Annotated in this window: 24 protein-coding genes; 11 read left to right on the plus strand and 13 right to left on the minus strand. The window is 60.0% G+C overall.

The features are described from left to right. Window positions 1-87 precede the first annotated feature (87 nt). From hflD to ACO77H_RS11635, 3 genes are read right to left on the minus strand one after another with little or no spacing between them, the layout of a single operon-like run. The gene (hflD, locus tag ACO77H_RS11625) at window positions 88-711 is read right to left on the minus strand and encodes a high frequency lysogenization protein HflD (protein WP_005789104.1); all 624 of its coding nucleotides are present in this window, start codon (window positions 709-711) and stop codon (window positions 88-90) included. After that, window positions 708-1,832 (minus strand): tRNA 2-thiouridine(34) synthase MnmA, encoded by a 1,125-nt coding sequence (gene mnmA / locus ACO77H_RS11630; protein WP_432755486.1) that lies wholly within the window; start codon window positions 1,830-1,832, stop codon window positions 708-710. The genes hflD and mnmA overlap by 4 nt, the downstream gene beginning before the upstream one ends. A 59-nt stretch (window positions 1,833-1,891) precedes the next feature. Next, on the minus strand, window positions 1,892-2,338 hold the full coding sequence (locus ACO77H_RS11635) for an NUDIX hydrolase (RefSeq protein ID WP_170043102.1): 447 nt from the start codon (window positions 2,336-2,338) through the stop codon (window positions 1,892-1,894). Between the two features lie 212 nt (window positions 2,339-2,550). On the opposite strand from ACO77H_RS11635, the gene ACO77H_RS11640 reads away from it, so the two are divergent. Together ACO77H_RS11640 and ACO77H_RS11645 are read left to right on the plus strand one after the other, a co-directional pair. Next, window positions 2,551-3,447, plus strand: a complete 897-nt coding sequence (locus ACO77H_RS11640; RefSeq protein ID WP_432755487.1) for a DMT family transporter — start codon at window positions 2,551-2,553, stop codon at window positions 3,445-3,447. A gap of 80 nt (window positions 3,448-3,527) precedes the next feature. Further along, a complete protein-coding gene (locus ACO77H_RS11645) occupies window positions 3,528-4,409 on the plus strand; it encodes a LysR family transcriptional regulator (RefSeq protein WP_432755488.1) in 882 nt (293 codons plus the stop codon). A gap of 50 nt (window positions 4,410-4,459) precedes the next feature. Here ACO77H_RS11645 and ACO77H_RS11650 read toward each other — a convergent pair whose 3' ends face one another. Further along, window positions 4,460-6,685, minus strand: coding sequence for an NADP-dependent isocitrate dehydrogenase (locus tag ACO77H_RS11650; RefSeq protein ID WP_432755489.1), 2,226 nt, complete (start codon window positions 6,683-6,685; stop codon window positions 4,460-4,462). 495 nt (window positions 6,686-7,180) lie between these two features. Here ACO77H_RS11650 and icd point away from each other — a divergent pair, with 495 nt between their 5' ends. After that, window positions 7,181-8,437, plus strand: coding sequence for an NADP-dependent isocitrate dehydrogenase (icd, locus tag ACO77H_RS11655; RefSeq protein WP_432755490.1), 1,257 nt, complete (start codon window positions 7,181-7,183; stop codon window positions 8,435-8,437). 68 nt (window positions 8,438-8,505) lie between these two features. On the opposite strand, the gene cspD is transcribed toward icd, so the two are convergent. After that, complete coding sequence (cspD, locus tag ACO77H_RS11660) at window positions 8,506-8,805, minus strand: cold shock domain-containing protein CspD (protein WP_169954343.1); 300 nt, start codon at window positions 8,803-8,805, stop codon at window positions 8,506-8,508. Between the two features lie 224 nt (window positions 8,806-9,029). On the opposite strand from cspD, the gene clpS reads away from it, so the two are divergent. After that, window positions 9,030-9,398, plus strand: coding sequence for an ATP-dependent Clp protease adapter ClpS (clpS, locus tag ACO77H_RS11665; protein ID WP_029293391.1), 369 nt, complete (start codon window positions 9,030-9,032; stop codon window positions 9,396-9,398). 29 nt (window positions 9,399-9,427) lie between these two features. Continuing rightward, window positions 9,428-11,698, plus strand: a complete 2,271-nt coding sequence (gene clpA, locus ACO77H_RS11670; protein ID WP_070995983.1) for an ATP-dependent Clp protease ATP-binding subunit ClpA — start codon at window positions 9,428-9,430, stop codon at window positions 11,696-11,698. 152 nt (window positions 11,699-11,850) lie between these two features. Here clpA and infA read toward each other — a convergent pair whose 3' ends face one another. From infA to aat, 3 genes are all read right to left on the minus strand, one after another. Next, entirely contained in the window at window positions 11,851-12,069 is a 219-nt protein-coding gene (infA, locus tag ACO77H_RS11675; RefSeq protein ID WP_002553999.1) for a translation initiation factor IF-1, read from the minus strand. A gap of 100 nt (window positions 12,070-12,169) precedes the next feature. After that, window positions 12,170-12,877 carry an arginyltransferase gene (locus ACO77H_RS11680; RefSeq protein WP_169954342.1) on the minus strand — a complete coding sequence of 236 codons (708 nt, stop codon included), beginning with the start codon at window positions 12,875-12,877 and terminating at the stop codon, window positions 12,170-12,172. A gap of 55 nt (window positions 12,878-12,932) precedes the next feature. Beyond that, window positions 12,933-13,613: a leucyl/phenylalanyl-tRNA--protein transferase gene (aat, locus tag ACO77H_RS11685; protein WP_169954341.1), complete on the minus strand. Its 681-nt coding sequence runs from the start codon at window positions 13,611-13,613 to the stop codon at window positions 12,933-12,935. A gap of 521 nt (window positions 13,614-14,134) precedes the next feature. On the opposite strand from aat, the gene ACO77H_RS11690 reads away from it, so the two are divergent. Genes ACO77H_RS11690 through cysG form a run of 6 tightly spaced genes read left to right on the plus strand, consistent with a single transcriptional unit; the run spans window position 14,135 to window position 21,620 of the window. Further along, entirely contained in the window at window positions 14,135-16,540 is a 2,406-nt protein-coding gene (locus tag ACO77H_RS11690; RefSeq protein WP_169954340.1) for a DNA translocase FtsK, read from the plus strand. Between the two features lie 57 nt (window positions 16,541-16,597). Next, the gene (lolA, locus tag ACO77H_RS11695) at window positions 16,598-17,221 is read left to right on the plus strand and encodes an outer membrane lipoprotein chaperone LolA (protein WP_029293564.1); all 624 of its coding nucleotides are present in this window, start codon (window positions 16,598-16,600) and stop codon (window positions 17,219-17,221) included. Between the two features lie 10 nt (window positions 17,222-17,231). Then, complete coding sequence (locus ACO77H_RS11700) at window positions 17,232-18,557, plus strand: replication-associated recombination protein A (RefSeq protein ID WP_169954339.1); 1,326 nt, start codon at window positions 17,232-17,234, stop codon at window positions 18,555-18,557. Continuing rightward, on the plus strand, window positions 18,554-18,928 hold the full coding sequence (gene crcB / locus ACO77H_RS11705) for a fluoride efflux transporter CrcB (RefSeq protein ID WP_432755491.1): 375 nt from the start codon (window positions 18,554-18,556) through the stop codon (window positions 18,926-18,928). Before ACO77H_RS11700 ends, crcB begins: the two co-directional genes overlap by 4 nt. 16 nt (window positions 18,929-18,944) lie before the next feature. Next, entirely contained in the window at window positions 18,945-20,225 is a 1,281-nt protein-coding gene (serS, locus tag ACO77H_RS11710) for a serine--tRNA ligase (RefSeq protein WP_076963826.1), read from the plus strand. Continuing rightward, on the plus strand, window positions 20,226-21,620 hold the full coding sequence (gene cysG / locus ACO77H_RS11715; RefSeq protein ID WP_432755492.1) for a siroheme synthase CysG: 1,395 nt from the start codon (window positions 20,226-20,228) through the stop codon (window positions 21,618-21,620). Between the two features lie 66 nt (window positions 21,621-21,686). Here the strand turns inward: cysG and ACO77H_RS11720 are convergent, their stop codons facing one another. The 5 genes from ACO77H_RS11720 to tusC form a co-directional block, all read right to left on the minus strand. Continuing rightward, the gene (locus ACO77H_RS11720; protein WP_432755493.1) at window positions 21,687-22,682 is read right to left on the minus strand and encodes a glutathione S-transferase family protein; all 996 of its coding nucleotides are present in this window, start codon (window positions 22,680-22,682) and stop codon (window positions 21,687-21,689) included. A gap of 88 nt (window positions 22,683-22,770) precedes the next feature. Beyond that, the gene (locus ACO77H_RS11725; RefSeq protein ID WP_432755494.1) at window positions 22,771-23,772 is read right to left on the minus strand and encodes a glycosyl transferase family protein; all 1,002 of its coding nucleotides are present in this window, start codon (window positions 23,770-23,772) and stop codon (window positions 22,771-22,773) included. After that, window positions 23,769-24,104 (minus strand): TusE/DsrC/DsvC family sulfur relay protein, encoded by a 336-nt coding sequence (locus ACO77H_RS11730; RefSeq protein ID WP_432755495.1) that lies wholly within the window; start codon window positions 24,102-24,104, stop codon window positions 23,769-23,771. The genes ACO77H_RS11725 and ACO77H_RS11730 overlap by 4 nt, the downstream gene beginning before the upstream one ends. Continuing rightward, complete coding sequence (gene tusB, locus ACO77H_RS11735) at window positions 24,101-24,394, minus strand: sulfurtransferase complex subunit TusB (RefSeq protein WP_432755496.1); 294 nt, start codon at window positions 24,392-24,394, stop codon at window positions 24,101-24,103. Before tusB ends, ACO77H_RS11730 begins: the two co-directional genes overlap by 4 nt. Next, window positions 24,394-24,744, minus strand: a complete 351-nt coding sequence (gene tusC / locus ACO77H_RS11740; RefSeq protein WP_076963832.1) for a sulfurtransferase complex subunit TusC — start codon at window positions 24,742-24,744, stop codon at window positions 24,394-24,396. The genes tusB and tusC overlap by 1 nt, the downstream gene beginning before the upstream one ends.

The raw sequence follows: 24,744 nt of genomic DNA on the forward strand, positions 1-24,744 counted from the left end.
GTATCATACATGAAAAAATCCGCCGGTCCGTTGCCAACTGACCGGCGTATTACGCGTAACGGCTTGAAAATAGCCCGCGGCTGCGACTTATTCGTTGCGCATCAACGGGTAAAGCTCTTTGAGCAATTTGCGACGGCTGATGACCAACTGCCAACGATGACCGCCCAACTGCCGCCACAACCGCGCTGAACGGATACCGGCCAAGAGCAGGGCGCGGATTTTCGAGGCGTTGTTGGGTTGTTGCAGGTTGCGCATGTCGCCGTGGACCTGGATCCGCTGGCGCAAGGTGCTCAAGGTGTCCTGGTACAAGGCGCCACAGGCCGCGATCACGTTCTCATGGGCCGGGCCGAAGTGCTCTACCTGGGACTGGATCTGCGGCAGGCGCTTGCCGATGGTTTCCAGCAGGTCGTCGCGCTTGGCCAGTTGCCGCTCAAGGCCGAGCATCGACAGCGCATAGCGCAGCGGCTCGCGCTGCAGGGTGCTGGGGTCGCGCTCGAGGGCGCCGATCAGCGCGCGATAACCTTCGCGCAGGCTCAGGTCATCGCCACCGTACACATCCAGGGTGTCCTTCGGGTCGACCACCAGCAGGCTGCCGAGCATGCAGGTCAGGCCCGCCTCGGTCACCTGGCCGGTCTTGGCGATCTTGTCCACCAGCACTGCGGCGAGAAACACCCCGCCCAGTGCTGTCAATTGCTCCTGGGTCGGGCTCATGCCAGGGTGCTCCAGGGTTCGGCGACTTCAATCACACCGCCCCCCAGGCAGATCTCACCGTCGTAGAACACCACGGACTGGCCGGGCGTGACCGCGCGTTGCGGGTCATCGAACGTGGCACGGTAGCCATTGGCGGTTTTTTCCAGGGTGCAGGGCTGGTCGCTCTGGCGATAGCGCACCTTGGCGGTCAAGCGGCGTGGGCTGCTCAGGTCGATCGGGTTGACCCAATAAATCTCCGAAGCCAGCAGCGCGCCGGAGAACAGCAGCGGATGCTCGTTGCCCTGGCCGACGATCAGCACGTTGTGTTCCAGATCCTTGACCAGCACGTACCACGGCTCTTCCCCCGCGTCTTTCAGGCCGCCGATACCCAGGCCCTGGCGCTGGCCGATGGTGTGGTACATCAGGCCGTGGTGACGGCCGATGACTTCGCCTTCGGTGGTCTTGATCTCGCCCGGTTGTGCCGGCAGGTACTGCTTGAGGAAGTCACTGAAGCGGCGCTCGCCGATAAAGCAGATCCCGGTGGAATCCTTTTTCTTGGCGGTGGCCAGGCCGTGTTTCTCGGCGATCTTGCGCACTTCGGGCTTTTCCAGTTCGCCCACCGGGAACAGGGTCTTGGCGATCTGTTCACCGCCCACGGCGTGCAGGAAGTAACTCTGGTCCTTGTTCGGGTCCAGGCCCTTGAGCAATTCGGTGCGGCCATCGATATCGCGACGGCGCACGTAGTGGCCAGTGGCAATCAGGTCGGCGCCGAGGATCATGGCGTAATCGAGGAACGCCTTGAACTTGATTTCGCGGTTGCACAGGATGTCCGGGTTCGGCGTACGACCGGCCTTGTATTCGGCCAGGAAATGTTCGAACACGTTGTCCCAGTACTCGGCGGCAAAGTTGGCGGTGTGCAGCTTGATGCCAATCTTGTCGCACACGGCCTGGGCGTCCGCCAGGTCGTCCATGGCGGTGCAGTATTCCGTTCCATCGTCTTCTTCCCAGTTCTTCATGAACAGGCCTTCCACCTCATAACCCTGCTCCATGAGCAGAACGGCGGAAACGGAAGAATCCACGCCGCCGGACATGCCGACGATGACGCGCTTCTTTTGTGTGTCAGAAGGGGCTGGATCACGCATAGGATTTCAACGGGTGTCTTGAAAAAGGACGCGATTCTAGCAGGCCCGAGCCCGCAAGGCTAAAGAGAAGGGCGGATCAGCTCTAGACTATGGCGCTGACCGGCCAAATAGTCATCGATACAGCGGATGATCAACTCGCTGCGCCAGTCGTCGCGCAAGGCTATCAGCTCGTCACGGCTCAGCCAGCGGGCGCGCACGATACCCTCGTCCAGTTGATAGTCCGGGTGGTGTCGCAGGGCCTTGGCGATGAAGCACACCCGTTGGTAGGTCACGCCATTGCTGGGGGCGGTGTACAGGTAGATGCCGACGATGCCGGTGGCTTCGACGTCCCAGCCGGTTTCTTCGAGGGTTTCGCGCACGGCGGCTTCGGTCAGGGTTTCGTGCGGGTCGAGATGGCCGGCAGGCTGGTTGAGCACGGCGCGGCCGCCCTTGAGCTCTTCGACCATGAGGAAGCGGCCATTGTCTTCGATGATGGTGGCGACGGTGATGTGGGGTTGCCAGGTCATGGAGTGCCTCGGTTCAAGGGATGGCGCTGTTTTTGGACAGGGTTGCTATCAATGGGGGAGCGGCAAGCCAGCTCCCGCATTCTGATTCGGTTTGCGCAGTGGGCAGGTGGTGCATAAGCAAAATGCATGCTGCGCCGCACATTATATGATTTTACCGCTGGCAAGCCGGGGCGCAGTTTACCTCTCCAGAACAGTCGTTATTGGAGAGTGTCATGAAGCCGATTGCCCACAAAAGCTACGAAGTGCGTCTTACCTCCCCGCTGCCCATTGCCTTCATCCTGCTGTGGAGCTCTGGTTATATCGGTGGCGCTTTTGGTGTGCGTTATGGCGAGCCTTTCACCATGACGTTCTACCGTTTTACTCTGGCGGCCTTGGTTTTCCTGGGGGTTGCGCTCGCCATCAAGGCTGAGTGGCCCAGGCGGCTTACACCTTACCTTCACGCGGCAGCCGTGGGCTTGCTCTTGCAGGCTCTGCAATTTGGCGGCCTATACACCGGGATAAGTCAGGGCGTCCCGGCTGGGCAAGCTGCGCTGATTGTCGGGTTGATGCCAGTGTTCGTGGTAATCGGTGCCTATTTCTGCCTGGGTGAACAATTAAGTTGGCGTGATCTGCCGGGCTCGATCCTGGGCGTGGGCGGTGTCGCCATCGTTGTGGCCAACAGTTTTTTTGGCTCCGGGGCGTCAATGGGCGGTTACGGCGCAGTATGTCTAGCGCTGGTCGGGATTACGCTTGGCACGCTCTATCAAAAGCGCTTTCTGGGTGGGGTCAACCTGTGGGTGGGCTGCTTCATTCAGATGGTCACCGCGTCGTTGGTAATGCTGGCGCTGGCCTACACCACAGAAACCATGCACGTCACAGAATGGGTGCCCTTCGCCGCTTCGGTGGCCTGGATCACCCTGATGAACTCGGTAGGCGCACTGACGTTGCTGTACCTCATGATTCGGCGAGGCGAGGCGAGCAAGGCCACCAATCTGTTTCATGTGATTCCAGCGGTCACTCAGATCATGGCCTCGGTGACGTTGGGGGAGGCTCCAGGTGCGCTGGCGATTGCAGGTTTTGTGGTGTCCGGAGTGGGTGTTTACCTGATGAACCATGCGCACACCCGTTAGGGAGGTTGGCGTTCTTGACAGATCGGGGTGCCACCTTGCACTAATGCTCGGGCGCATTTACTCATTCGCTTCGGTGTGCCATGAGAGTCAATCTTGATGTTCAGTCCCTGCGCAGCTTCCTCAAGGTTGCGCAGTTGGGCAGTTTTACCCGGGCTGCCCAGGCGCTGAGTCTGACGCAGCCTGCGATTAGTCAGCAGGTCCGGCGTCTGGAGGAATTACTCGGCGTCGGGCTTTTTGTCCGCGATAACCGCCAAGTGTTGCTGACTCTCGAAGGTGAGCGACTGATCGGTTATGCCCAGCAGATCCTGGAGCTCAACGACAAGGTCGGTGGGCTGTTCGATGTCAGCCGTAGCCAGGAGTCCGTGACGCTCGGCATCCCCGAATATTTTTCCGAGCAGATCCTGCAGCGCGTTATCGCAGCGGTGGCCGTTGAATTGCCGTCAGTCCGGATCGGGGTCAAAGTGGCGCGTTCCCTGGTGCTTGCGCAGGCGTTCAACGAGGGCGGGATTGATATTGGCCTGATGATTGACGAGCTGCCCAAGGTCAGCGGGGAGCCTTTGCATGCGCTTTCACTGAGGTGGCTGGGTGGCGAGCATGCTGGCGTGCCTGCCGAGGGGCAGGAGCTCTTGTTGGCGTTGTTCAAGGCGCCTTGCATATTCAGGAGTCTGGCGATCCGGCGCTTAGAGGAGAGTGGGATCAGATGGCGCTGTGTGTATGAGTCCGAGGACTTGGTGTCGTTGCGTTCAGCAGTCCAGGCCGGGGTTGGCGTGACGCTGCTGCCCTGGTTCGCCCAGGTGCAGGGCCTCAAAAGCCTGGAGGCGCTTGCCCATCTGCCGCAGCTACCCCGGTTTGGCGTCGAGCTTAGGCCGCGGGCGGGTTGGGAGCCGTGGCACAGGTCGCAGTTGCTGGCGATTATCGAGAGCGCCTGGCGTGCGGAGTACGGCGCGGTTTTAAAAGGCTGAAAACACAAACCCCGGCACATGGCCGGGGTTTGTGATGTCGCCCTACAGCATTACTTCAGTGCAGCGATGGCCGCATTGAGGGTAGCGCTCGGACGCATGGCCTTGCTGGTCAGCTCAGGATTCGGCGCGTAGTAGCCGCCGATGTCCACTGGCTTGCCCTGTACGGCGTTGAGTTCGGCAACGATGGTTGCCTCGTTCTCGGCCAGGGTTTTTGCCAGTTGAGCGAACTGCGCCTGCAGCGCGGTATCTTCAGTCTGGGTGGCCAGGGCTTGTGCCCAGTACAGCGCCAGGTAGTAGTGGCTGCCGCGGTTGTCGATGTTGCCGACTTTGCGCGATGGCGACTTGTTGTTGTCGAGGAACTGGCCGGTAGCCTGGTCCAGGGTCTTGGACAGTACCAGGGCTTTCGGGTTGTTGTAGTTCACACCCAAATGCTCAAGGGAGGCTGCCAGGGCCAGGAATTCGCCCAGGGAGTCCCAACGCAGGAAGTTTTCTTCCAGCAGTTGCTGCACGTGTTTTGGCGCCGAACCGCCAGCGCCGGTTTCGAACAGGCCGCCACCGTTCATCAGCGGCACGATCGACAGCATCTTGGCGCTGGTGCCCAGTTCCATGATCGGGAACAGGTCAGTCAGGTAGTCGCGCAGTACGTTGCCGGTCACCGAGATGGTGTCCAGGCCCTTGCGGGTGCGTTCCAGGGTGAACTTCATCGCGTCGACCGGCGACATGATGCGGATGTCCAGGCCTTCGGTGTTGTGGTCTTTCAGGTAGGCCTGGACTTTCTCGACCACTACGCCGTCGTGGGCGCGCAGCGGGTCCAGCCAGAAAATGGCCGGGGTGTTGCTGGCGCGGGCGCGGTTGACGGCCAGTTTGACCCAGTCCTGGATCGGCGCGTCTTTGGTCTGGCACATGCGGAAGATGTCGCCGGCTTCAACCGACTGTTCCATCAGCAGCTTGCCCTGGCTGTCGGTGACGCGGACTACGCCGTCGGCCTTGATCTGGAAAGTCTTGTCGTGGGAGCCGTACTCTTCGGCTTTCTTCGCCATCAGGCCAACGTTTGGCACGCTGCCCATGGTGGTTGGATCGAAGGCGCCATTGGCCTTGCAGTCTTCGATGACCGCCTGGTAGATGGTGGCGTAGCAGCGATCTGGGATCACGGCCTTGGTGTCGTGCAACTGACCGTCAGTGCCCCACATCTTGCCGGAGTCACGGATCATGGCCGGCATCGAGGCGTCGACGATTACGTCGCTCGGCACGTGCAGGTTGGTGATGCCTTTGTCGGAGTTGACCATCGCCAGGGAAGGGCGAGCGGCGTAGACCGCCTGGATGTCAGCTTCGATCTGCGCTTGCTGGTCGGCCGGCAGGGCCTTGATGCGGGCGTACAGGTCGCCGATGCCGTTGTTCAGGTTGAAGCCGATCTGCTCCAGCACAGTGGCGTGCTTGGCCAGGGCGTCTTTATAGAACTCGGCAACGATCTGGCCGAACATGATCGGGTCGGAGACCTTCATCATGGTGGCTTTGAGGTGGACCGACAGCAGCACGCCTTGTTTCTTGGCGTCTTCGATTTCGGCGGCAATGAACGCGCGCAGGGCGTTCTTGCTCAGCACGGCGCTGTCGAGGATCTCGCCGGCCAGTGCGGAGGTTTTTTCTTTCAGGACGGTGGTGCTGCCATCCTTGCCGACCAGCTCGATTTTGACAGCATCGGCGGCTTCGATCTGTACGGCTTTTTCGCTGCCGTAGAAGTCGCCGTTGCTCATGTGAGCCACATGGGACTTGGAGTCAGCAGCCCAAGCGCCCATTTTGTGCGGGTGCTTGCGTGCGTAGTTCTTGACCGACAGTGGCGCGCGGCGGTCAGAGTTGCCTTCGCGCAGGACCGGGTTCACGGCGCTGCCCTTGACCTTGTCGTAACGTGCACGGGTTTCTTTTTCCGCGTCGGTGGTTACGGTTTCCGGGTAGTCTGGCAGGGCGTAGCCCTGGGCCTGCAGTTCCTTGATCGCGGCTTGCAGCTGCGGGGTCGAGGCGCTGATGTTAGGCAGCTTGATGATATTGGCTTCAGGGGTAACGGCCAGGGCGCCCAGTTCGGCGAGGTGGTCCGCAACGGCCTTGGTGCCCAGTTGCTCGGGGAAGCTTGCGAGGATGCGCCCTGCGAGGGAGATGTCGCGGGTTTCCACTTCAATATCAGCGGAAGCGGTGAAGGCCTCTACGATAGGCAGCAGTGAATAGGTGGCGAGGGCTGGGGCTTCGTCGGTGAAGGTATAGATGATCTTCGAGCGGGTGGGCATATTCGGATTAACTCTCTTCTTTGCTAAAAGCGTGCGCGGAAACTCGAGATGCGCCGGGTAAAGCGCGTTCGTTCAAAGTCATCCATGAGCCGAATGTCGATGTTTCTTCGCGGTGATGTTGGGTTGCATCAGTCGAGCGTCAAGCGGGTGGGCTACGGTGGCAGCCCGGCTTTTTCAGGCGCAGGTGCTCGATATAGAGCGGTCGGCCGTCGTGACTCTTTGGTCAGCGGCAGCATTATACATAGGTCGCTATGCTTACGCCGAGCCTTCATACAAAAGGTGGGTCGTCCATTGGTCTAAAGGTCGCAGGGACCGGATTGCGCCTAAAGTCGCACACAGTGCTCAAGTTTGGCGTTTTTCCCTTTTGTTTCAAGGTTGTAGGCGACTAAATCTACGGTTTTCGCAGCAAATGTGCCGGGTGCAAGGTTCCAGTCCACATACAACTGGAGTAGGCTCGGGCACAGCCAGATGTTCAATCCACAAACGGAGTTCAGCATGGGATACAAGAAGATTCAGGTTCCGGCAGTCGGCGACAAAATCACCGTCAACGCAGACCATTCTCTCAATGTTCCTGACAACCCGATCATTCCCTTCATCGAAGGTGACGGTATTGGCGTCGACATCAGCCCGGTGATGATCAAGGTGGTCGATGCAGCTGTTAACAAGGCTTACGGCGGCAAGCGCAAAATCTCCTGGATGGAGGTGTATGCCGGCGAGAAGGCGACTCAAGTTTACGACCAGGACACCTGGCTGCCCCAGGAAACCCTGGACGCGGTCAAGGACTACGTAGTTTCCATCAAGGGCCCGCTGACCACGCCGGTCGGTGGTGGTATCCGCTCGCTGAACGTGGCCCTGCGCCAGCAACTGGACCTGTATGTATGCCTGCGTCCGGTGCGTTGGTTCGAAGGTGTGCCAAGCCCGGTCAAGAAGCCTGGCGATGTGGACATGACCATCTTCCGTGAGAACTCCGAGGATATTTACGCCGGCATCGAGTGGAAGGCCGGTTCGCCTGAGGCCATCAAGGTCATCAAGTTCCTCAAGGATGAGATGGGTGTTACCAAGATTCGTTTCGACCAGGATTGCGGGATTGGCATCAAGCCGGTTTCCAAAGAGGGCACCAAGCGCCTGGCGCGCAAGGCCCTGCAATATGTAGTGGATAACGACCGTGAGTCGCTGACCATCGTGCACAAAGGCAACATTATGAAGTTCACCGAAGGTGCCTTCAAGGAATGGGCCTACGAAGTGGCGGCCGAAGAGTTCGGCGCAACCCTGCTTGATGGCGGGCCGTGGATGCAGTTCAAGAACCCGCGCACTGGCCGCAATGTAGTGGTCAAGGATGCGATTGCCGACGCCATGCTCCAGCAGATCCTGCTGCGCCCGGCCGAATACGACGTGATCGCCACCCTCAACCTCAACGGTGACTATCTCTCCGACGCCCTGGCGGCAGAAGTGGGCGGCATCGGTATTGCGCCGGGCGCCAACCTGTCCGACACCGTGGCAATGTTCGAAGCCACCCACGGTACTGCGCCAAAATACGCCGGCAAGGACCAGGTCAACCCGGGTTCGCTGATTCTGTCGGCGGAAATGATGCTGCGCCACATGGGCTGGACCGAGGCGGCCGACCTGATCATCAAGGGCACCAACGGGGCGATTTCGGCCAAGACCGTGACCTATGACTTCGAGCGTCTGATGGACGGCGCCAAGTTGGTGTCGTCGTCGGGTTTCGGTGATGCGCTGATTTCACATATGTAAGTCGAAGGCTATAAAAAACGGCCATCCTGATAGCTCAGGGTGGCCGTTTTTTTATGCGCAGTGGCTGATCAGGCCGTTTGCTGCTCTTTGGAATGAGCGGGTTTACCTTTATTGTTGTGCTTGTCTTCGTGCTGTTTCCCGGGTGCGGTCGCGCCTGCTGCACTGATAGCTACAGCGTGCAGGCCCTTGGGCCCCTGGATGATTTCAAAGGACACCAATTGACCTGCTTTCAGCGTTTTATAGCCCTCCATGGCAATTGCCGAATAATGCGCAAAAAGGTCTTCTTCCTTGCCGTCTTCATTAATGAAGCCGTACCCCTTGGCATTGTTGAACCATTTGACCTTGCCACTGATCTTGACGCCAGACATACCCATATCCCTCTGCACCAGACTCCATCACTGGAGTATCATCCAGTTTATCCGTCCTAACCCGAATAAATAAGGTTGACTGCGCGGACCTTTTTTACCCACTGTGGGTTCTATTGGTTGTAACACCGTTTTGCCGATAGTCAAGGTGACCAGTCGGTCGGAGTTGAATTTCTGACAGGTCGCCCCCATCACTGTAAATGCACAACAGACGAACCTTTCTTTCCATGCATGCATTCAGCCAGATTCGACTAACATTCAATCAGGATCGCCCGGATCATCTAGAAGACGATGACGGTTCTGCAGGCATCGCTGTTCAGGAGGCCAAGCCTGCTTTACAGGCGCCGCCGATGTACAAGGTGGTTTTGTTCAATGATGACTACACGCCGATGGATTTCGTCGTCGAAGTGCTCGAGGTGTTTTTTAATCTGAACCGCGAGTTGGCGACCAAGGTAATGCTGGCCGTTCACACAGAAGGACGGGCAGTATGTGGAGTGTTTACCCGCGACATCGCCGAGACCAAGGCCATGCAGGTCAACCAGTACGCCAGGGAAAGCCAGCATCCGCTACTCTGTGAAATCGAGAAGGACGGTTAACTCCGACCACTTGGGTATGAGGTGAAGCTATGTTAAACCGCGAGCTCGAAGTCACCCTCAATCTTGCCTTCAAGGAGGCCCGTTCGAAGCGTCATGAATTCATGACCGTCGAACACCTGCTGCTGGCACTTTTGGATAACGAAGCTGCCGCCACGGTCCTGCGTGCGTGCGGCGCCAACCTCGACAAGCTCAAGCATGATTTGCAGGAGTTTATCGACTCCACCACGCCACTGATCCCCGTGCATGACGAGGACCGCGAGACCCAGCCAACTCTGGGCTTCCAGCGGGTGTTGCAGCGTGCTGTCTTCCACGTGCAGAGCTCCGGCAAGCGGGAAGTGACGGGCGCCAATGTATTGGTTGCCATCTTCAGCGAGCAGGAAAGCCAGGCGGTATTCCTGCTCAAGCAGCAGAGCGTGGCGCGTATCGATGTCGTCAACTACATCGCCCATGGCATCTCGAAAGTGCCAGGGCATGGCGATCACTCCGAGGGTGAGCAGGATATGCAAGATGACGAGGGCGGTGAGTCTTCTTCTTCAAGCAACCCGCTGGATGCCTACGCCAGCAACCTCAACGAACTGGCGCGCCAGGGGCGGATCGATCCGCTGGTGGGGCGCGAGATGGAAGTTGAGCGTGTTGCGCAGATCCTCGCGCGTCGTCGCAAGAACAACCCTTTGCTGGTGGGCGAGGCGGGCGTGGGCAAGACCGCGATTGCCGAAGGCCTGGCCAAGCGCATTGTTGATAACCAGGTGCCTGACCTGCTGGCCAACAGTGTCGTCTACTCCCTGGACCTGGGGGCGCTGCTCGCCGGGACCAAGTACCGTGGCGACTTTGAAAAGCGTTTCAAGGCTTTGCTTGGCGAGCTGAAAAAGCGTCCGCAGGCGATCCTGTTCATTGATGAGATCCACACCATCATTGGCGCCGGTGCGGCTTCCGGTGGGGTGATGGATGCGTCCAACCTGCTCAAGCCGCTGCTGTCTTCGGGTGATATCCGCTGCATCGGCTCGACCACGTTCCAGGAATTTCGCGGGATCTTCGAAAAAGACCGTGCCCTGGCACGGCGCTTCCAGAAAGTCGACGTGTCCGAGCCTTCGGTTGAAGACACTATTGGCATCCTGCGCGGCCTGAAAGGACGCTTCGAAGCACACCACGGCATCGAATACAGTGATGAGGCGCTGCGTGCAGCCGCCGAGCTGGCTTCGCGCTACATCAATGACCGGCACATGCCGGACAAAGCCATCGATGTGATTGACGAAGCGGGTGCCTACCAGCGCCTGCAGCCGGTAGAGAAGCGCGTGAAGCGCATCGAGGTGGCCCAGGTCGAGGATATCGTGGCGAAAATCGCGCGTATTCCGCCAAAGCACGTCACCAGTTCCGACAAGGAGCTGCTGCGTAACCTGGAGCGCGATCTCAAGCTGACGGTATTTGGCCAGGATGCGGCGATTGATTCGCTGTCGACGGCGATCAAGCTGTCCCGGGCCGGCCTCAAGTCGCCGGACAAGCCGGTGGGTTCGTTCCTGTTCGCCGGCCCTACCGGCGTCGGCAAGACCGAAGCCGCGCGGCAGTTGGCCAAGGCCATGGGCATTGAGCTGGTGCGGTTCGACATGTCCGAATACATGGAGCGCCACACTGTGTCGCGCCTGATCGGTGCGCCTCCGGGCTATGTCGGCTTCGACCAGGGCGGCCTGTTGACCGAGGCGATCACCAAGCAGCCGCATTGCGTACTGTTGCTCGATGAAATCGAAAAGGCTCACCCGGAAGTCTTCAACCTGCTGCTGCAGGTGATGGACCACGGGACCCTGACCGACAACAACGGGCGCAAGGCGGATTTCCGCAACGTGATCGTGATCATGACCACTAACGCCGGTGCCGAGACGGCCGCGCGGGCTTCCATTGGCTTTACTCATCAGGATCACTCTTCCGACGCCATGGAAGTGATCAAGAAGAGCTTCACGCCGGAATTCCGCAACCGCCTGGACACCATTATCCAGTTTGGTCGCCTCAGCCATGAGGTTATCAAGAGCGTGGTGGACAAGTTCCTTACCGAGCTTCAGGCGCAGTTGGAAGACAAGCGCGTACAGCTGGAGGTGACGGAAGCGGCACGCAGTTGGATCGCCGAGGGTGGTTACGACGCGGCAATGGGCGCTCGTCCAATGGCGCGTCTGATCCAGGACAAGATCAAGCGGCCGTTGGCCGAAGAGATCCTGTTTGGCGAGCTCTCCGACCACGGCGGCGTGGTGCATATCGATTTGAAGGACGGCGAGCTGACCTTCGAGTTCGAGACCACTGCTGAAATGGCCTGATGCTTCGCAGCAGTAGAAAAGGCGCCGAAAGGCGCCTTTTTGCTGTCCGCCAAATCCCAGGCAAGCCAGCTCCCACACTCATTCTGCGGTGCTGGTTAAATCCCACACACACAAAAACGCCCGGCATAACCGGGCGTCTTGTATTGACTTGTTTAGCGGGCGCGGTAAGTGATGCGCCCTTTGCTCAAGTCATAGGGCGTCAGCTCGACGCGCACTTTGTCACCGGTAAGAATACGAATGTAGTTCTTGCGCATCTTGCCGGAGATATGCGCGGTTACGACGTGCCCATTTTCCAACTCCACACGAAACATGGTGTTGGGCAGGGTGTCGACGACAGTGCCTTCCATTTCGAAGCTGTCTTCTTTCGACATGCAGTAAAGCCCTCGGTATCCAGTGAATGGCCCGGTGCAACTGCGCCAGGCAAAAGCGGCGTGCATTGTGCCCGAAAAAGGGTGTTTAAGCCAAGGGGTTCTAGTTAAGCGTGACCCATCTTTGATTAATTAGTAGCTCAATGGGCCGATATTGGGTCTTGTAGTTCATCTTTTTGCAGTTTTTGATCCAGTACCCCAGGTACACCGCTTCCAGATTTTGCCTGGATGCTTCACCGATCTGCCACAAAATGGCAAAACGCCCCAGGCTGCGACGCTCCTCGGCGGGTTCATAAAAGGTATAGACCGCCGACAATCCATTGGGCAGCAGGTCGGTGACCGCGACCGCCAGCAGCCTTCCCTCAAGGCGGAACTCGTAGAAGCGCGAGAACGGCAGGTCGCGCACCAGGAACGTGGAAAACTGGTCGCGACTGGGTGGGAACATATCGCCGTCGGCGTGGCGTTGTTCGATATAGCGCTGGTAAAGATCGAAGTACTCTTCGCTGAAGCCGGGCTTGGCGGGGGTCACGATCAGGTCGGCATTGCGCTTGAGGATGCGTTTTTGATTACGATCCGGCAAAAATTGCGCTACGGGGATGCGCGCCGGCACACAAGCGTTGCAGTTCTGGCAGTGCGGCCGGTACAGGTGGTCGCCGCTGCGCCGAAACCCCATCTCTGACAGATCGGCATACACATGCACGTCCATCGGCTGGCTGGGGTCGAGGAACAGCGTGGTGGCCTGTTCTTCGGGCAGGTAGCTGCAAGAGTGGGGTTGAGTGGCATAAAACTTCAAGCGCGCCAACTCGGTCATGATCAACCCTCGGATAAGCTTTGAAATAAGTGTAAGCCAGGTGCGCGCAAGTCGCCTAAGAAACCCATGGCCCACTGCTGGCCTGATCAAGATGGTCGCGCAGGTAACCGGCAAAGTCGCTGCGGGGAATGGCGCGGGCACCGAGGCTGTGCAGGTGATCGGTGGGCATCTGGCAGTCGATCAGCACAAAGCCCCAGGCCTGCAATTGCCTGACGAGCGTGGCAAAGCCGTATTTCGAGGCGTTGTCTGCTCGACTGAACATCGATTCGCCAAAAAACAGCTGGCCCATGGCCAGGCCATACAGGCCGCCGACCAGTTCGCCCTGGTCCCATACCTCGACGGAATGGGCATAGCCCCGTTGGTGAAGTTGCAGGTAGGCATTCTGCATGGCCTCGGTGATCCAGGTGCCGTCTGCATAGCTGCGAGGCGCAGCGCAGGCCTGGATGACGGCGGCGAAGTCCTGGTCAAAGGTCACCTCGTAGCGTTGCTGGCGCAGCAGCTTGGCGAGGCTGCGGGACACGTGCAGCTCTGTGGGGAACAGTACCGTGCGCGGGTCTGGCGACCACCACAGGATGGGCTGGCCTTCGGAGAACCAGGGGAAGCAGCCATGGCGATAGGCCTGGACCAGGCGGTCGGCAGACAGGTCGCCACCGGCAGCCAGCAGGCCGTTGGGTTCACGCATGGCTTTGGCCAGCGGTGGAAACGTCAGGGTGTTGCGTTGCAGCCAGGTGAGCATGGGTAGTCAGGCTTACGGAAGGGGAGGGCGGTGACAGGCCAGGGCCCGTCGTGTAAGCAGTGATTATTGTCGACACGGCGCCACTCGGCCAGCCCGATCATGTAATCAATGCCCTGATGCATGAGCGCGTGTTTCTGCAACTCTATAGCGGTGGTGCGGTCGTAATCGCGTCATGTCGCCATCCGTTGGGCGGGAATGCTGGGTAAAGCTTGTCCAGTCTGATAAAAACAGCTCATAAGCCTTTGTCAGTAAAGACAATGCATGCTCAAATTGAAGCGTATGAGCAATGCGCTTGTCTATGCTACATGAGCGAGGCCGGCAGCGTGGCAACGGGCACACAAACCCGTACAATGGCGGCACTATGTCCTTGTGGGCCGGCATTAACGCCCGTTCATGAATGAGTCACGGAGTGTTAAAGGACGTTTGACGACGCTCGTTCACTTTTCATCTGCCCGGATTGGGCAGTATTTTTATAGTCATTCAACTGTTGGACGCGCTTAAGGCGCAGGAAAAGACCCGTTTTGAAGAAATCCGCCGCAGCACCCAAAACAGCAGTGGTACCGGCCTGGCGCCAGCACCTGCACTATCGGCTCAAGGAAGGCGCGCTGATTGCCATCGGTGCTTTATGCCTGTTCCTGATGATGGCCTTGCTGACCTATGGCAAGGATGATCCAGGCTGGAGCCATAACAGCAAGATCGACGATGTGCAGAACTTCGGCGGGCCCGTGGGCTCCTACAGCGCCGATATCCTGTTCATGATCCTCGGCTATTTCGCTTATATCTTCCCGCTGCTGCTGGCGATCAAGACCTGGCAGATCTTCCGCCAGCGCCATGAACCGTGGCAGTGGAGCGGCTGGCTGTTCTCCTGGCGCCTGATCGGCCTAGTGTTCCTGGTGTTGTCGGGCGCAGCGCTGGCACATATTCATTTCCATGCGCCGACTGGCCTGCCGGCGGGTGCGGGTGGTGCCCTGGGCGAAAGCCTGGGTGACCTGGCCCGCAAGACCTTGAATATCCAGGGCAGCACACTGATGTTCATCGCCCTGTTCTTGTTCGGCCTGACGGTATTTACCGACTTGTCGTGGTTCAAGGTCATGGATGTGACCGGCAAGATCACCCTCGACCTGTTCGAGCTGTTCCAGGGCGCCGCCAACCGCTGGTGGGCCGCCCGTGTGGACCGCAAGCGCATGGTTGCGCAATTGCGTGAAGTCGATACCCGGGTCAACGAAGTAGTGGCCCCGAGCACGCCGGACCGCCGTGAGCAGGCCAAGGTCAAGGAGCGCCTGATCGAACGCGAGCAGGCCCTGACCAAGCACATGTCCGACCGCGAGAAGCAAGTGCCGCCGGTTATCGCCCCGGCGCCCGTCAAGGCACCCGAGCCAAGCCATCGGGTGCAGAAAGAAAAGCAGGCGCCGCTATTTATCGACAGCGCCGTCGAAGGCACCTTGCCGCCGATCTCGATCCTCGATCCGGCGGAAAAGAAACAGCTCAACTATTCCCCGGAATCCCTGGCGGCGGTCGGCCATCTGCTGGAAATCAAACTCAAGGAGTTTGGCGTCGAGGTGTCGGTGGACTCGATCCACCCGGGCCCTGTGATCACCCGTTACGAAATCCAGCCGGCCGCTGGGGTCAAGGTCAGCCGTATTGCAAACCTGGCCAAAGACCTGGCGCGCTCCCTGGCCGTGACCAGCGTGCGCGTGGTGGAAGTAATTCCCGGCAAAACCACCGTGGGTATCGAGATTCCCAACGAAGACCGGCAGATCGTGCGCTTCTCCGAAGTGCTGTCGACCCCGGAATACGACAACTTCAAATCGCCGGTCACCCTGGCTCTCGGGCATGACATCGGCGGTAAGCCGGTGATCACGGACCTGGCGAAAATGCCTCACCTGCTGGTTGCCGGTACCACCGGCTCCGGTAAATCGGTGGGTGTGAACGCAATGATCCTGTCGATCCTGTTCAAGTCCGGCCCGGAAGACGCCAAGCTGATCATGATCGACCCGAAGATGCTTGAACTGTCGATCTACGAAGGCATCCCGCACCTGCTGTGCCCGGTGGTGACCGACATGAAGGACGCCGCCAACGCCCTGCGCTGGAGCGTGGCCGAGATGGAGCGGCGCTACAAACTGATGGCGAAGATGGGCGTGCGTAACCTGTCTGGCTTCAACGCCAAGGTCAAGGAAGCCCAGGACGCCGGTACGCCATTGACCGACCCGCTGTACAAGCGCGAAAGCATTCACGATGAAGCGCCGCTACTGACCAAGCTGCCGACCATTGTCGTGGTGGTCGACGAATTCGCCGACATGATGATGATCGTCGGCAAGAAGGTCGAAGAATTGATCGCGCGTATCGCGCAGAAGGCCCGTGCGGCCGGGATCCACTTGATCCTCGCGACCCAGCGGCCGTCGGTGGATGTGATTACCGGCCTGATCAAGGCCAACATCCCGACCCGTATGGCGTTCCAGGTATCGAGCAAGATCGACTCACGGACCATCATCGACCAGGGTGGCGCCGAGCAACTGCTGGGCCATGGTGACATGCTCTACATGCCGCCCGGCACCAGCCTACCGATCCGTGTTCACGGCGCCTTCGTTTCCGATGACGAAGTGCACCGTGTGGTCGAGGCTTGGAAACTGCGCGGCGCGCCGGAATACAACGACGATATCCTGGCCGGTGTCGAGGAGGCCGGCAGCGGCTTCGACGGTGGCAGCGGCGGCGACGATGATGCCGAGACCGACGCGCTGTACGACGAAGCGGTGGCGTTCGTGCTGGAAAGCCGTCGCGCCTCGATCTCGGCGGTGCAACGTAAACTGAAGATCGGCTACAACCGCGCCGCGCGTATGATCGAATCCATGGAAATGGCCGGCGTCGTCACGGCCATGAACACCAACGGCTCGCGCGAAGTGATCGCGCCAGGGCCGATGCGCGACTGACCTCGTGCCGCGTGGCAGCATGCGGCGCGCCTTTCACATTATTCTATGAGGACTCCCATGCGTCTTATCCGCATGCTGTTGTTGCCGGCATTGGCCCTGACCGCGTTTTCGGCCCACGCAGACCAGGCATCCGTCGCGAGCCTGACCAACCTGCTGGACAAATCCAAGACCCTGACTGCGCGCTTCTCCCAGTTGACCCTGGACGGTGGCGGCACCCAGTTGCAGGAAACAGCCGGTGAAATGGCCGTGCAACGCCCAGGGCTGTTCTTCTGGAAGACCGACGCGCCCAACGAGCAGACCATCGTCTCCGATGGCAAGAAAGTCACGCTGTGGGACCCGGACCTGGAGCAGGCGACCATCAAGACCCTCGACCCACGCCTGAGCCAGACCCCGGCCTTGCTGCTGTCGGGTGATGTGTCGCAGATCAGCGAGAGTTTCGAGATTACCTCCAAGCAACAAAGCAACGTGATCGACTTCACCCTCAAGCCCAAGTCTAAGGACACGTTGTTCGACAGCCTGCGCCTGTCGTTTCGCAATGGCGTGATCAACGATATGCAACTGGTCGACAGCGTCGGCCAACGCACCAATATCTTGTTCACCGGGGTCAAGGCCAATGAGCCGGTCCCGGCCTCCACGTTCAAGTTCGACATCCCCAAGGGTGCCGATGTGATCCAGGAGTAAATCGCTGCCCATGGACCTGTTTCGCAGTGACCCGATTGCCCAGCCCCTGGCCGCGCGCTTGCGCTCGACCAACCTGGATGAGTATGTCGGGCAAGAGCACTTGCTGGCCCGCGGCAAGCCCCTGCGCGAGGCCCTGGAGCAGGGTGCCCTGCACTCGATGATCTTCTGGGGGCCGCCGGGCGTGGGCAAGACCACCCTGGCGCGACTGCTGGCGAAAGTCTCGGATGCGCACTTTGAAACGGTCTCGGCGGTATTGGCCGGGGTCAAGGAGATCCGCCAGGCGGTGGAAGTCGCCAAGCAGCAGGCGGGGCAGTATGGCCGGCGCACTATCCTGTTCGTCGACGAAGTGCATCGTTTCAACAAGTCGCAGCAGGATGCATTCCTGCCTTACGTGGAAGATGGCACGCTGATTTTTATTGGCGCTACCACGGAAAACCCCTCGTTTGAACTGAACAACGCCTTGCTCTCGCGGGCACGGGTGTATGTGCTCAAGAGCCTCGACGAAGCCGCGATGCAGAGGTTGCTGCAGCGGGCGCTGGGCGAGGACAAGGGGTTGGGCAAGCGCCACCTGAGCCTGGGTGACGAGGGTTTCAAGATCCTGCTGGCGGCGGCCGACGGCGATGGCCGACGTTTCCTCAACCTGCTGGAAAACGCCTCTGACCTGGCTGAAGACAATAGCGAGATTGGCGTCGACCTGCTGCAAAGCCTGCTGGGCGATACCCGGCGGCGTTTCGACAAGGGTGGTGAGGCCTTCTACGACCAGATTTCCGCGCTGCACAAATCCGTGCGCGGTTCCAACCCGGACGGCGCGCTGTACTGGTTTGCGCGCATGATCGACGGTGGCTGCGATCCGTTGTACCTGGCCCGGCGTGTGGTGCGCATGGCCAGCGAAGACATTGGCAACGCCGACCCGCGGGCCCTGAGCCTGTGCCTGGCGGCGTGGGAGGTCCAGGAGCGCCTGGGCAGCCCGGAAGGCGAGTTGGCGGTGGCGCAGGCCATCACCTACCTGGCCTGCGCGCCGAAAAGTAATGCAGTTTACATGGGCTTCAAGTCGGCGCTGCGTGCGGCGGCCGAGCATGGCTCGCTGGAAGTGCCGCTGCACCTGCGCAACGCGCCGACCAAGCTGATGAAACAACTGGGTTACGGCGACGAATACCGTTACGCCCACGATGAACCAGATGCCTATGCCGCCGGTGAAGACTACTTTCCCGACGACCTTGAGCCACAACCGTTCTACCAGCCGGTGCCTCGTGGCCTGGAGTTGAAGATCGGGGAAAAGCTCAACCATCTGGCGCAACTTGACCGCCTGAGCCCCAAACAGCGGAGAAAACCATGATTCCCTTGGTGATTGCTGTTTCCGTAGGCGGTGTGGCCGGCACCCTATTGCGCTTTGCCACCGGCAATTGGATCAACGCCAATTGGCCGAAACACTTCTATACCGCGACGCTGGTCGTTAATATCGTGGGCTGCCTGCTGATCGGGGTGTTATACGGCCTGTTCCTGTTACGCCCGGAGGTGCCTGTTGAAGTGCGCGCCGGGTTGATGGTGGGCTTCCTTGGCGGCCTGACGACTTTTTCATCCTTTTCACTGGATACCGTGCGCCTGCTGGAAAGCGGGCAAGTGCCGCTGGCTTTAAGCTATGTGGCCATCAGTGTATTCGGCGGGCTGCTTGCCACCTGGGCTGGCCTGTCCTTGACCAAACTTTGATAAACGAGAGACCGACATGCTCGATTCCAAACTGTTACGTAGCAACCTTCAGGACGTAGCGGACCGCCTTGCATCCCGTGGCTTTGCCTTGGATGTTGCGCGCATCGAAGCGCTGGAAGAACAGCGCAAGACCGTCCAGACCCGCACCGAAGCACTGCAGGCTGAGCGCAATGCACGTTCCAAATCCATCGGTCAGGCCAAGCAGCGTGGTGAAGACATCGCGCCGTTGATGGCGGACGTCGAACGCATGGGCAGCGAGCTGTCCGACGGTAAAGTCGAGCTGGACAAGATTCAGTCCGAGTTGGATTCGATCCTGCTGGGTATTCCCAACCTGCCGCACGAGTCGGTACCGGTTGGCGAAGATGAAGACGGCAACGTCGAAGTACGCCGCTGGGGCACGCCAAAAACCTTTGATTTCGAGATCAAGGACCACGTCGCCCTGGGCGAATTGACCGGCGGCCTGGATTTTGAAACCGCGGCCAAAATGTCCGGCGCGCGCTTTGCCTTGCTGCGCGGCCCGATCGCGCGCATGCACCGTGCCCTGGCGCAGTTCATGCTCAACCTGCATACCGGCGAGCACGGTTACGAAGAGGCTTACACCCCGTACCTGGTGCAGGCGCCGGCGTTGATGGGCACCAGTCAACTGCCGAAATTCGAAGAAGACCTGTTCAAGATCAGCCGCGACGGCGAAGCCGATCTGTACCTGATCCCGACCGCCGAAGTGTCGCTGACCAACATCGTGGCCGGCGAGATCCTCGACGCCAAGCAATTGCCGATCAAGTTCGTCGCCCACAGCCCGTGCTTTCGCAGCGAAGCCGGTGCCTCGGGGCGTGACACTCGCGGCATGATCCGCCAGCACCAGTTCGACAAGGTCGAGATGGTGCAGGTCGTCGAGCCATCGACCTCCATGGAAGCCCTGGAAGGCCTGACCGCCAACGCCGAGCGCGTCCTGCAACTGCTGGAGCTGCCGTACCGCGTATTGGCGCTGTGCACCGGCGACATGGGTTTCAGCGCGGTGAAGACCTACGACCTCGAAGTCTGGGTGCCGAGCCAGGACAAATACCGCGAGATTTCCTCGTGCTCCAACTGCGGTGATTTCCAGGCCCGACGTATGCAGGCGCGTTTCCGCAACCCGGAAACCGGCAAGCCGGAGCTGGTCCACACCCTCAACGGCTCGGGCCTGGCGGTAGGGCGGACCCTGGTCGCGGTGCTGGAAAACTACCAGCAGGCCGATGGTTCGATCCGCGTACCTGAAGTGCTCAAGCCGTACATGGCGGGCGTTGAGGTCATCGGCTAAATGGAATTTCTGCCACTGTTTCATAACCTGCGCGGCAGTCGTGTGTTGGTCGTCGGTGGCGGGGAGATTGCCTTGCGCAAATCCCGGCTGCTGGCCGATGCCGGCGCGTTGTTGCGGGTGGTTGCTCCCCTGATCGAAGACCAGTTGCGTGAACTGGTGCAGGGCAGTGGCGGTGAATTGATTGTGCGTGGTTACCAGGAGGCGGACCTTGATGGCTGCACCCTGATCATCGCGGCAACCGACGACGAGCCGCTGAACGCGCAAGTGTCCAGCGATGCCCGGCGCCGGTGCGTACCGGTCAATGTCGTCGATGCGCCGGCACTGTGCAGCGTGATCTTCCCGGCGATTGTCGACCGTTCGCCCTTGGTGATTGCAGTGTCCAGCGGCGGCGATGCGCCGGTGCTGGCGCGCTTGATTCGCGCCAAGCTGGAAACGTGGATTCCGTCCACCTACGGCCAATTGGCCGGGCTGGCCGCGCGCTTTCGCGCCCAGGTCAAGGGTTTGTATCCTGATGTGCAGCAACGCCGGGCTTTCTGGGAAGAGGTTTTCCAGGGCCCGATTGCTGATCGGCAACTGGCTGGGCAAGGCGATGAAGCCGAGCGTTTGCTGGTAGAAAAGGTCAATGGCAAGCCGCCCCATGCCCCGGGTGAGGTGTATCTGGTGGGCGCGGGCCCCGGTGACCCGGACCTCTTGACCTTTCGCGCCTTGCGCTTGATGCAGCAAGCCGATGTGGTGCTGTACGACCGCCTAGTGGCGCCAGCGATTCTTGAACTGTGCCGGCGCGACGCCGAGCGCGTGTATGTCGGCAAGCGCCGCGCCGATCACGCGGTGCCGCAGGACCAGATCAACCAGCAACTGGTGAAACTGGCCAAGCAGGGCAAGCGTGTACTGCGCCTCAAGGGCGGCGATCCGTTTATTTTTGGGCGTGGCGGTGAAGAGATCGAGGAGCTGGCGGCCAATGGCATCCCGTTCCAGGTGGTGCCGGGGATTACCGCGGCCAGTGGTTGCGCGGCTTACGCTGGCATCCCTTTGACCCATCGCGACTATGCGCAATCGGTACGCTTCATCACCGGCCATCTGAAGGACGGGACCTCTGATTTGCCCTGGAATGACCTGGTGGGACCGTCGCAGACCCTGGTGTTCTACATGGGCCTGATCGGTTTGCCGGTCATCTGCGAGCAATTGATTCGCCATGGTCGTTCGGCGGACACCCCGGCTGCGCTGATCCAGCAAGGCACCACGTCCAACCAGCGTGTGTTTACCGGCACCCTGGCCGACTTGCCGCGCCTGGTGGCGGAGCATGAAGTGCATGCGCCGACCCTGGTGATCGTAGGCGAAGTGGTGGTGTTGCGTGAGAAGCTAAAGTGGTTTGAAGGCGCCCAGTCCCAGGTATAACCTGTTCGCCCGGCTGCACACAGACCCACTGTGGGAGCCGGGCTTGCCCGCGATGAGGCTGGCGCATCAGCGCCAGATCTCTTTACCGCTCAATCTTTCTCGATCATGTTTGCTATCAAACACCTGCAACGGCCCCTTCGGCACGATCCCTGTCGGATTGATCGTCCGGTGGCTGGCATAGTAATGCCCCTTGATATGCGCAAAATCCACGGTCTCGGCCACCCCCGGCCATTGATACAGCTCCCGCAGCCAATTCGACAGATTCGGATAATCCGCAATCCGCCGTAGGTTGCATTTGAAGTGGCTGTAATACACCGCATCAAAACGAATCAGCGTGGTAAACAGTCGTACATCGGCCTCGGTTAGGTATTCACCGGCCAGGTAACGATGCTTGCCCAGGTGTTGTTCCAGGTGATCCAGTTCGGCAAACACCTCATCAAATGCGCTTTCATACGCCTGCTGCGACGTGGCAAAGCCTGCGCGATACACGCCATTGTTCACGGCGGGATAGATCCGCTCGTTCAGCGCATCGATGGTGGGGTGCAGTGGTTCGGGGTAGAAGTCCAGGTTATTGCCAGTTAGCCCGTTGAACGCGCTATTGAGCATGCGGATGATCTCCGCCGATTCATTGCTGACGATGCGCTTGAGCTTCTTGTCCCACAGCACCGGCACCGTGACACGCCCGGTGTAGTCGGCGGTATCGGCGGTATAGCGCTGGTGCATGTAGGCAAAGTCGTCGAGTCTGTCACCGGTTGAGCCATGGGCCTTGTCGAAGGTCCAGCCATTTTCCAGCATCAACCAACTGACCACCGACACGTCGATCAGGCTTTCCAGGCCCTTGAGCTTGCGCAGGATCAGGGTGCGGTGCGCCCACGGGCAGGCTAGTGAAACATAGAGATGGTAGCGGCCGGCTTCGGCCTTGAAGCCACCATCACCGCTCGGGCCAGGTTGGCCGTCGACGGTGACCCAGTTGCGGCGTTGCGCCTGTTCCCGTTGGAAGGCGCCATCTGCGCTACTTTCGTACCACTGGTCGTGCCAGCGTCCTTCAATCAGCAAACCCATGACTGACTCCTTGGCTATTAAGCGTTGGAGTGCAGTCTAATCGTCTGGGTTCGAACAAATAGCGCAAAGGGTCAGAGTTAATGATCGATTAAATCGATCTATCCCGCGCGTCCCAGTACTGTTGGGCCAGTACAAAGGCCTGTTCCCGTGGTTGCCCAAGGCCGCGTAAGGCCAGGGCCATGGTGGCGATCAGCGCCAATTGCGGGTAGCTGTCCTGCACCTCGCCGCGCCACATCGCCTTCAAATGCTCGGGGTCGAGGCTGGCCGGCTTGACGTGGCGCTGGGTGGAGAGGGCAGGCCACTCCTCATCCCAGCTTGCGCCGCCGGTGGTGCCGTACAAGTGGCTGGTGGTGTCGGGATTGATCTCGATCTCGCCGCCATCGCCCTTGATCACAATGGTGTTGTCACCTAGCAAACCACTGGCATCGCGGTGTACGCCCTGGTAACCGGGATGGAAGATGCTTTGCAGGCCGCAGCGTGCGCCCAGCGGGTTGAGGATGCGGGCCAGGGAGTGGATGGGCGAGCGCAGGCCGAGGATATTGCGCAGGTCAATCATGCGTTGCAGCTGTGGGGCCCAGTCGCCCAGCGGCATAAACGCCAGGCTGCCTTGCTCCAGGGCGGTCTCGACCTGTTGCCAATTGCGGCACAGTGGAATCTGCAGTTCACCCAGCAACTGTTCGGTGTACAGCCGGCCGGCCGTGTGTGCGCCGCCGCCGTGCATGAAAATCCGCACGCCGCTCTGCGCCAGGCACTTGGCGGCCAGCAGGTACCACGGCAGGTGGCGCTTTTTCCCGGCGTAGGTGGGCCAATCGACATCCACTCTCAGAGATGGCGGGTTGAGGCGCTCGCGCAGGGCCTCGGTGAAGCCTGCGAGTTCCTCCGGGCTTTCTTCCTTGTGGCGCAGCAGCATCAGGAACGCGCCGAGCTGGGAGTCCTCGACCTGCTCGTCGAGCAGCATGCCCATGGCTTGCCGGGCTTCTTCGCGCGTCAGGCTGCGGGCGCCACGCTTGCCTTTGCCGAGGATCCGCACAAACGGCGCAAAGGGGTGTTCGGCGGGAGTTTCGGTGATCAACGGAGCAAAGTCGGTCATAAGCAATTCGTCGGCCTGGGCAGGCCCGCCAGCTTGGCGGCAAGTTTGGCGGGAGTGCCTTTGAACAGTCGGTTGAGGTGCAGGCTGTTGCCCTTTTCCGGGCCCAGCTTCAGGGCGGTGTACTTGATCAGTGGGCGGGTGGCCGGGGACAACTGGAACTCCTGGTAAAAACCCCTGAGCAGCTCAAGAATTTCCCAGTGTTCGTCAGTCAGCTCCAGCGCTTCGGTGCTCGCCAGGGCGTTGGCCACCTCGGTCGACCAGGCATCCAGGTCAACCAGGTAACCATCCTTGTCCAGCTCAAGGGTGTGTGTGCCTACGGTCAAGGTGTTCATAGCCAGGTGTTGACCTTGTCATGCTCGATCGACAGCTGCACAAACCCCGGGTAGTCGACACTCTTGGCCCACTGCGGCAACACCAGGCCGCGGGCCTGGGCATCTTCGGCCAGTACAAAGATGCCCAGGGCCTTGGCTTGCAGGGCCTGGAAGGGCGCGCTGCCGGCTTGCAGGGCATAGGTTGCATCGCCGCACAGCAAGATCACATCTTGCGCGCCACACAGGCGTAGGCAACTGTCCAGGCGGCTGTCGGAAAAAGGGGAGTGGGACAACACATGCAAGGTCGACATCAGAGGGTCATCACCTGGTCGTAACGGTCAATCATCTGGGAAATCTGTGCGCTGCTTAGTGGCTGCGCGCTATCAGGGGCGGTCAATCCACGCTCCGCCAGGCTGTGGCTGCAGGCGAACACGTCGTCGATGCCAAACAGCGAGAGTGCCTGCAGGTTGGCCGTCACGTCCTTTTGTTGCACGGCCTTGGCATCTTGGGCGGTTGCCAGTTGAAACACCCCGTCATCAAGAAACAGCAGGCCAATCGGCAAGTCGAATGCGCCGCCGGCCAGCACCACATCCAGCGCTTCTCGCGCACTGGGTCCGGACCACGGCGCCTGACGGCTGATTACCAACAAGGATCTGGACAT

The sequence above is a fragment of the Pseudomonas sp. WMBT8 genome, assembly GCF_050916005.1.
Lineage (GTDB): Bacteria > Pseudomonadota > Gammaproteobacteria > Pseudomonadales > Pseudomonadaceae > Aquipseudomonas.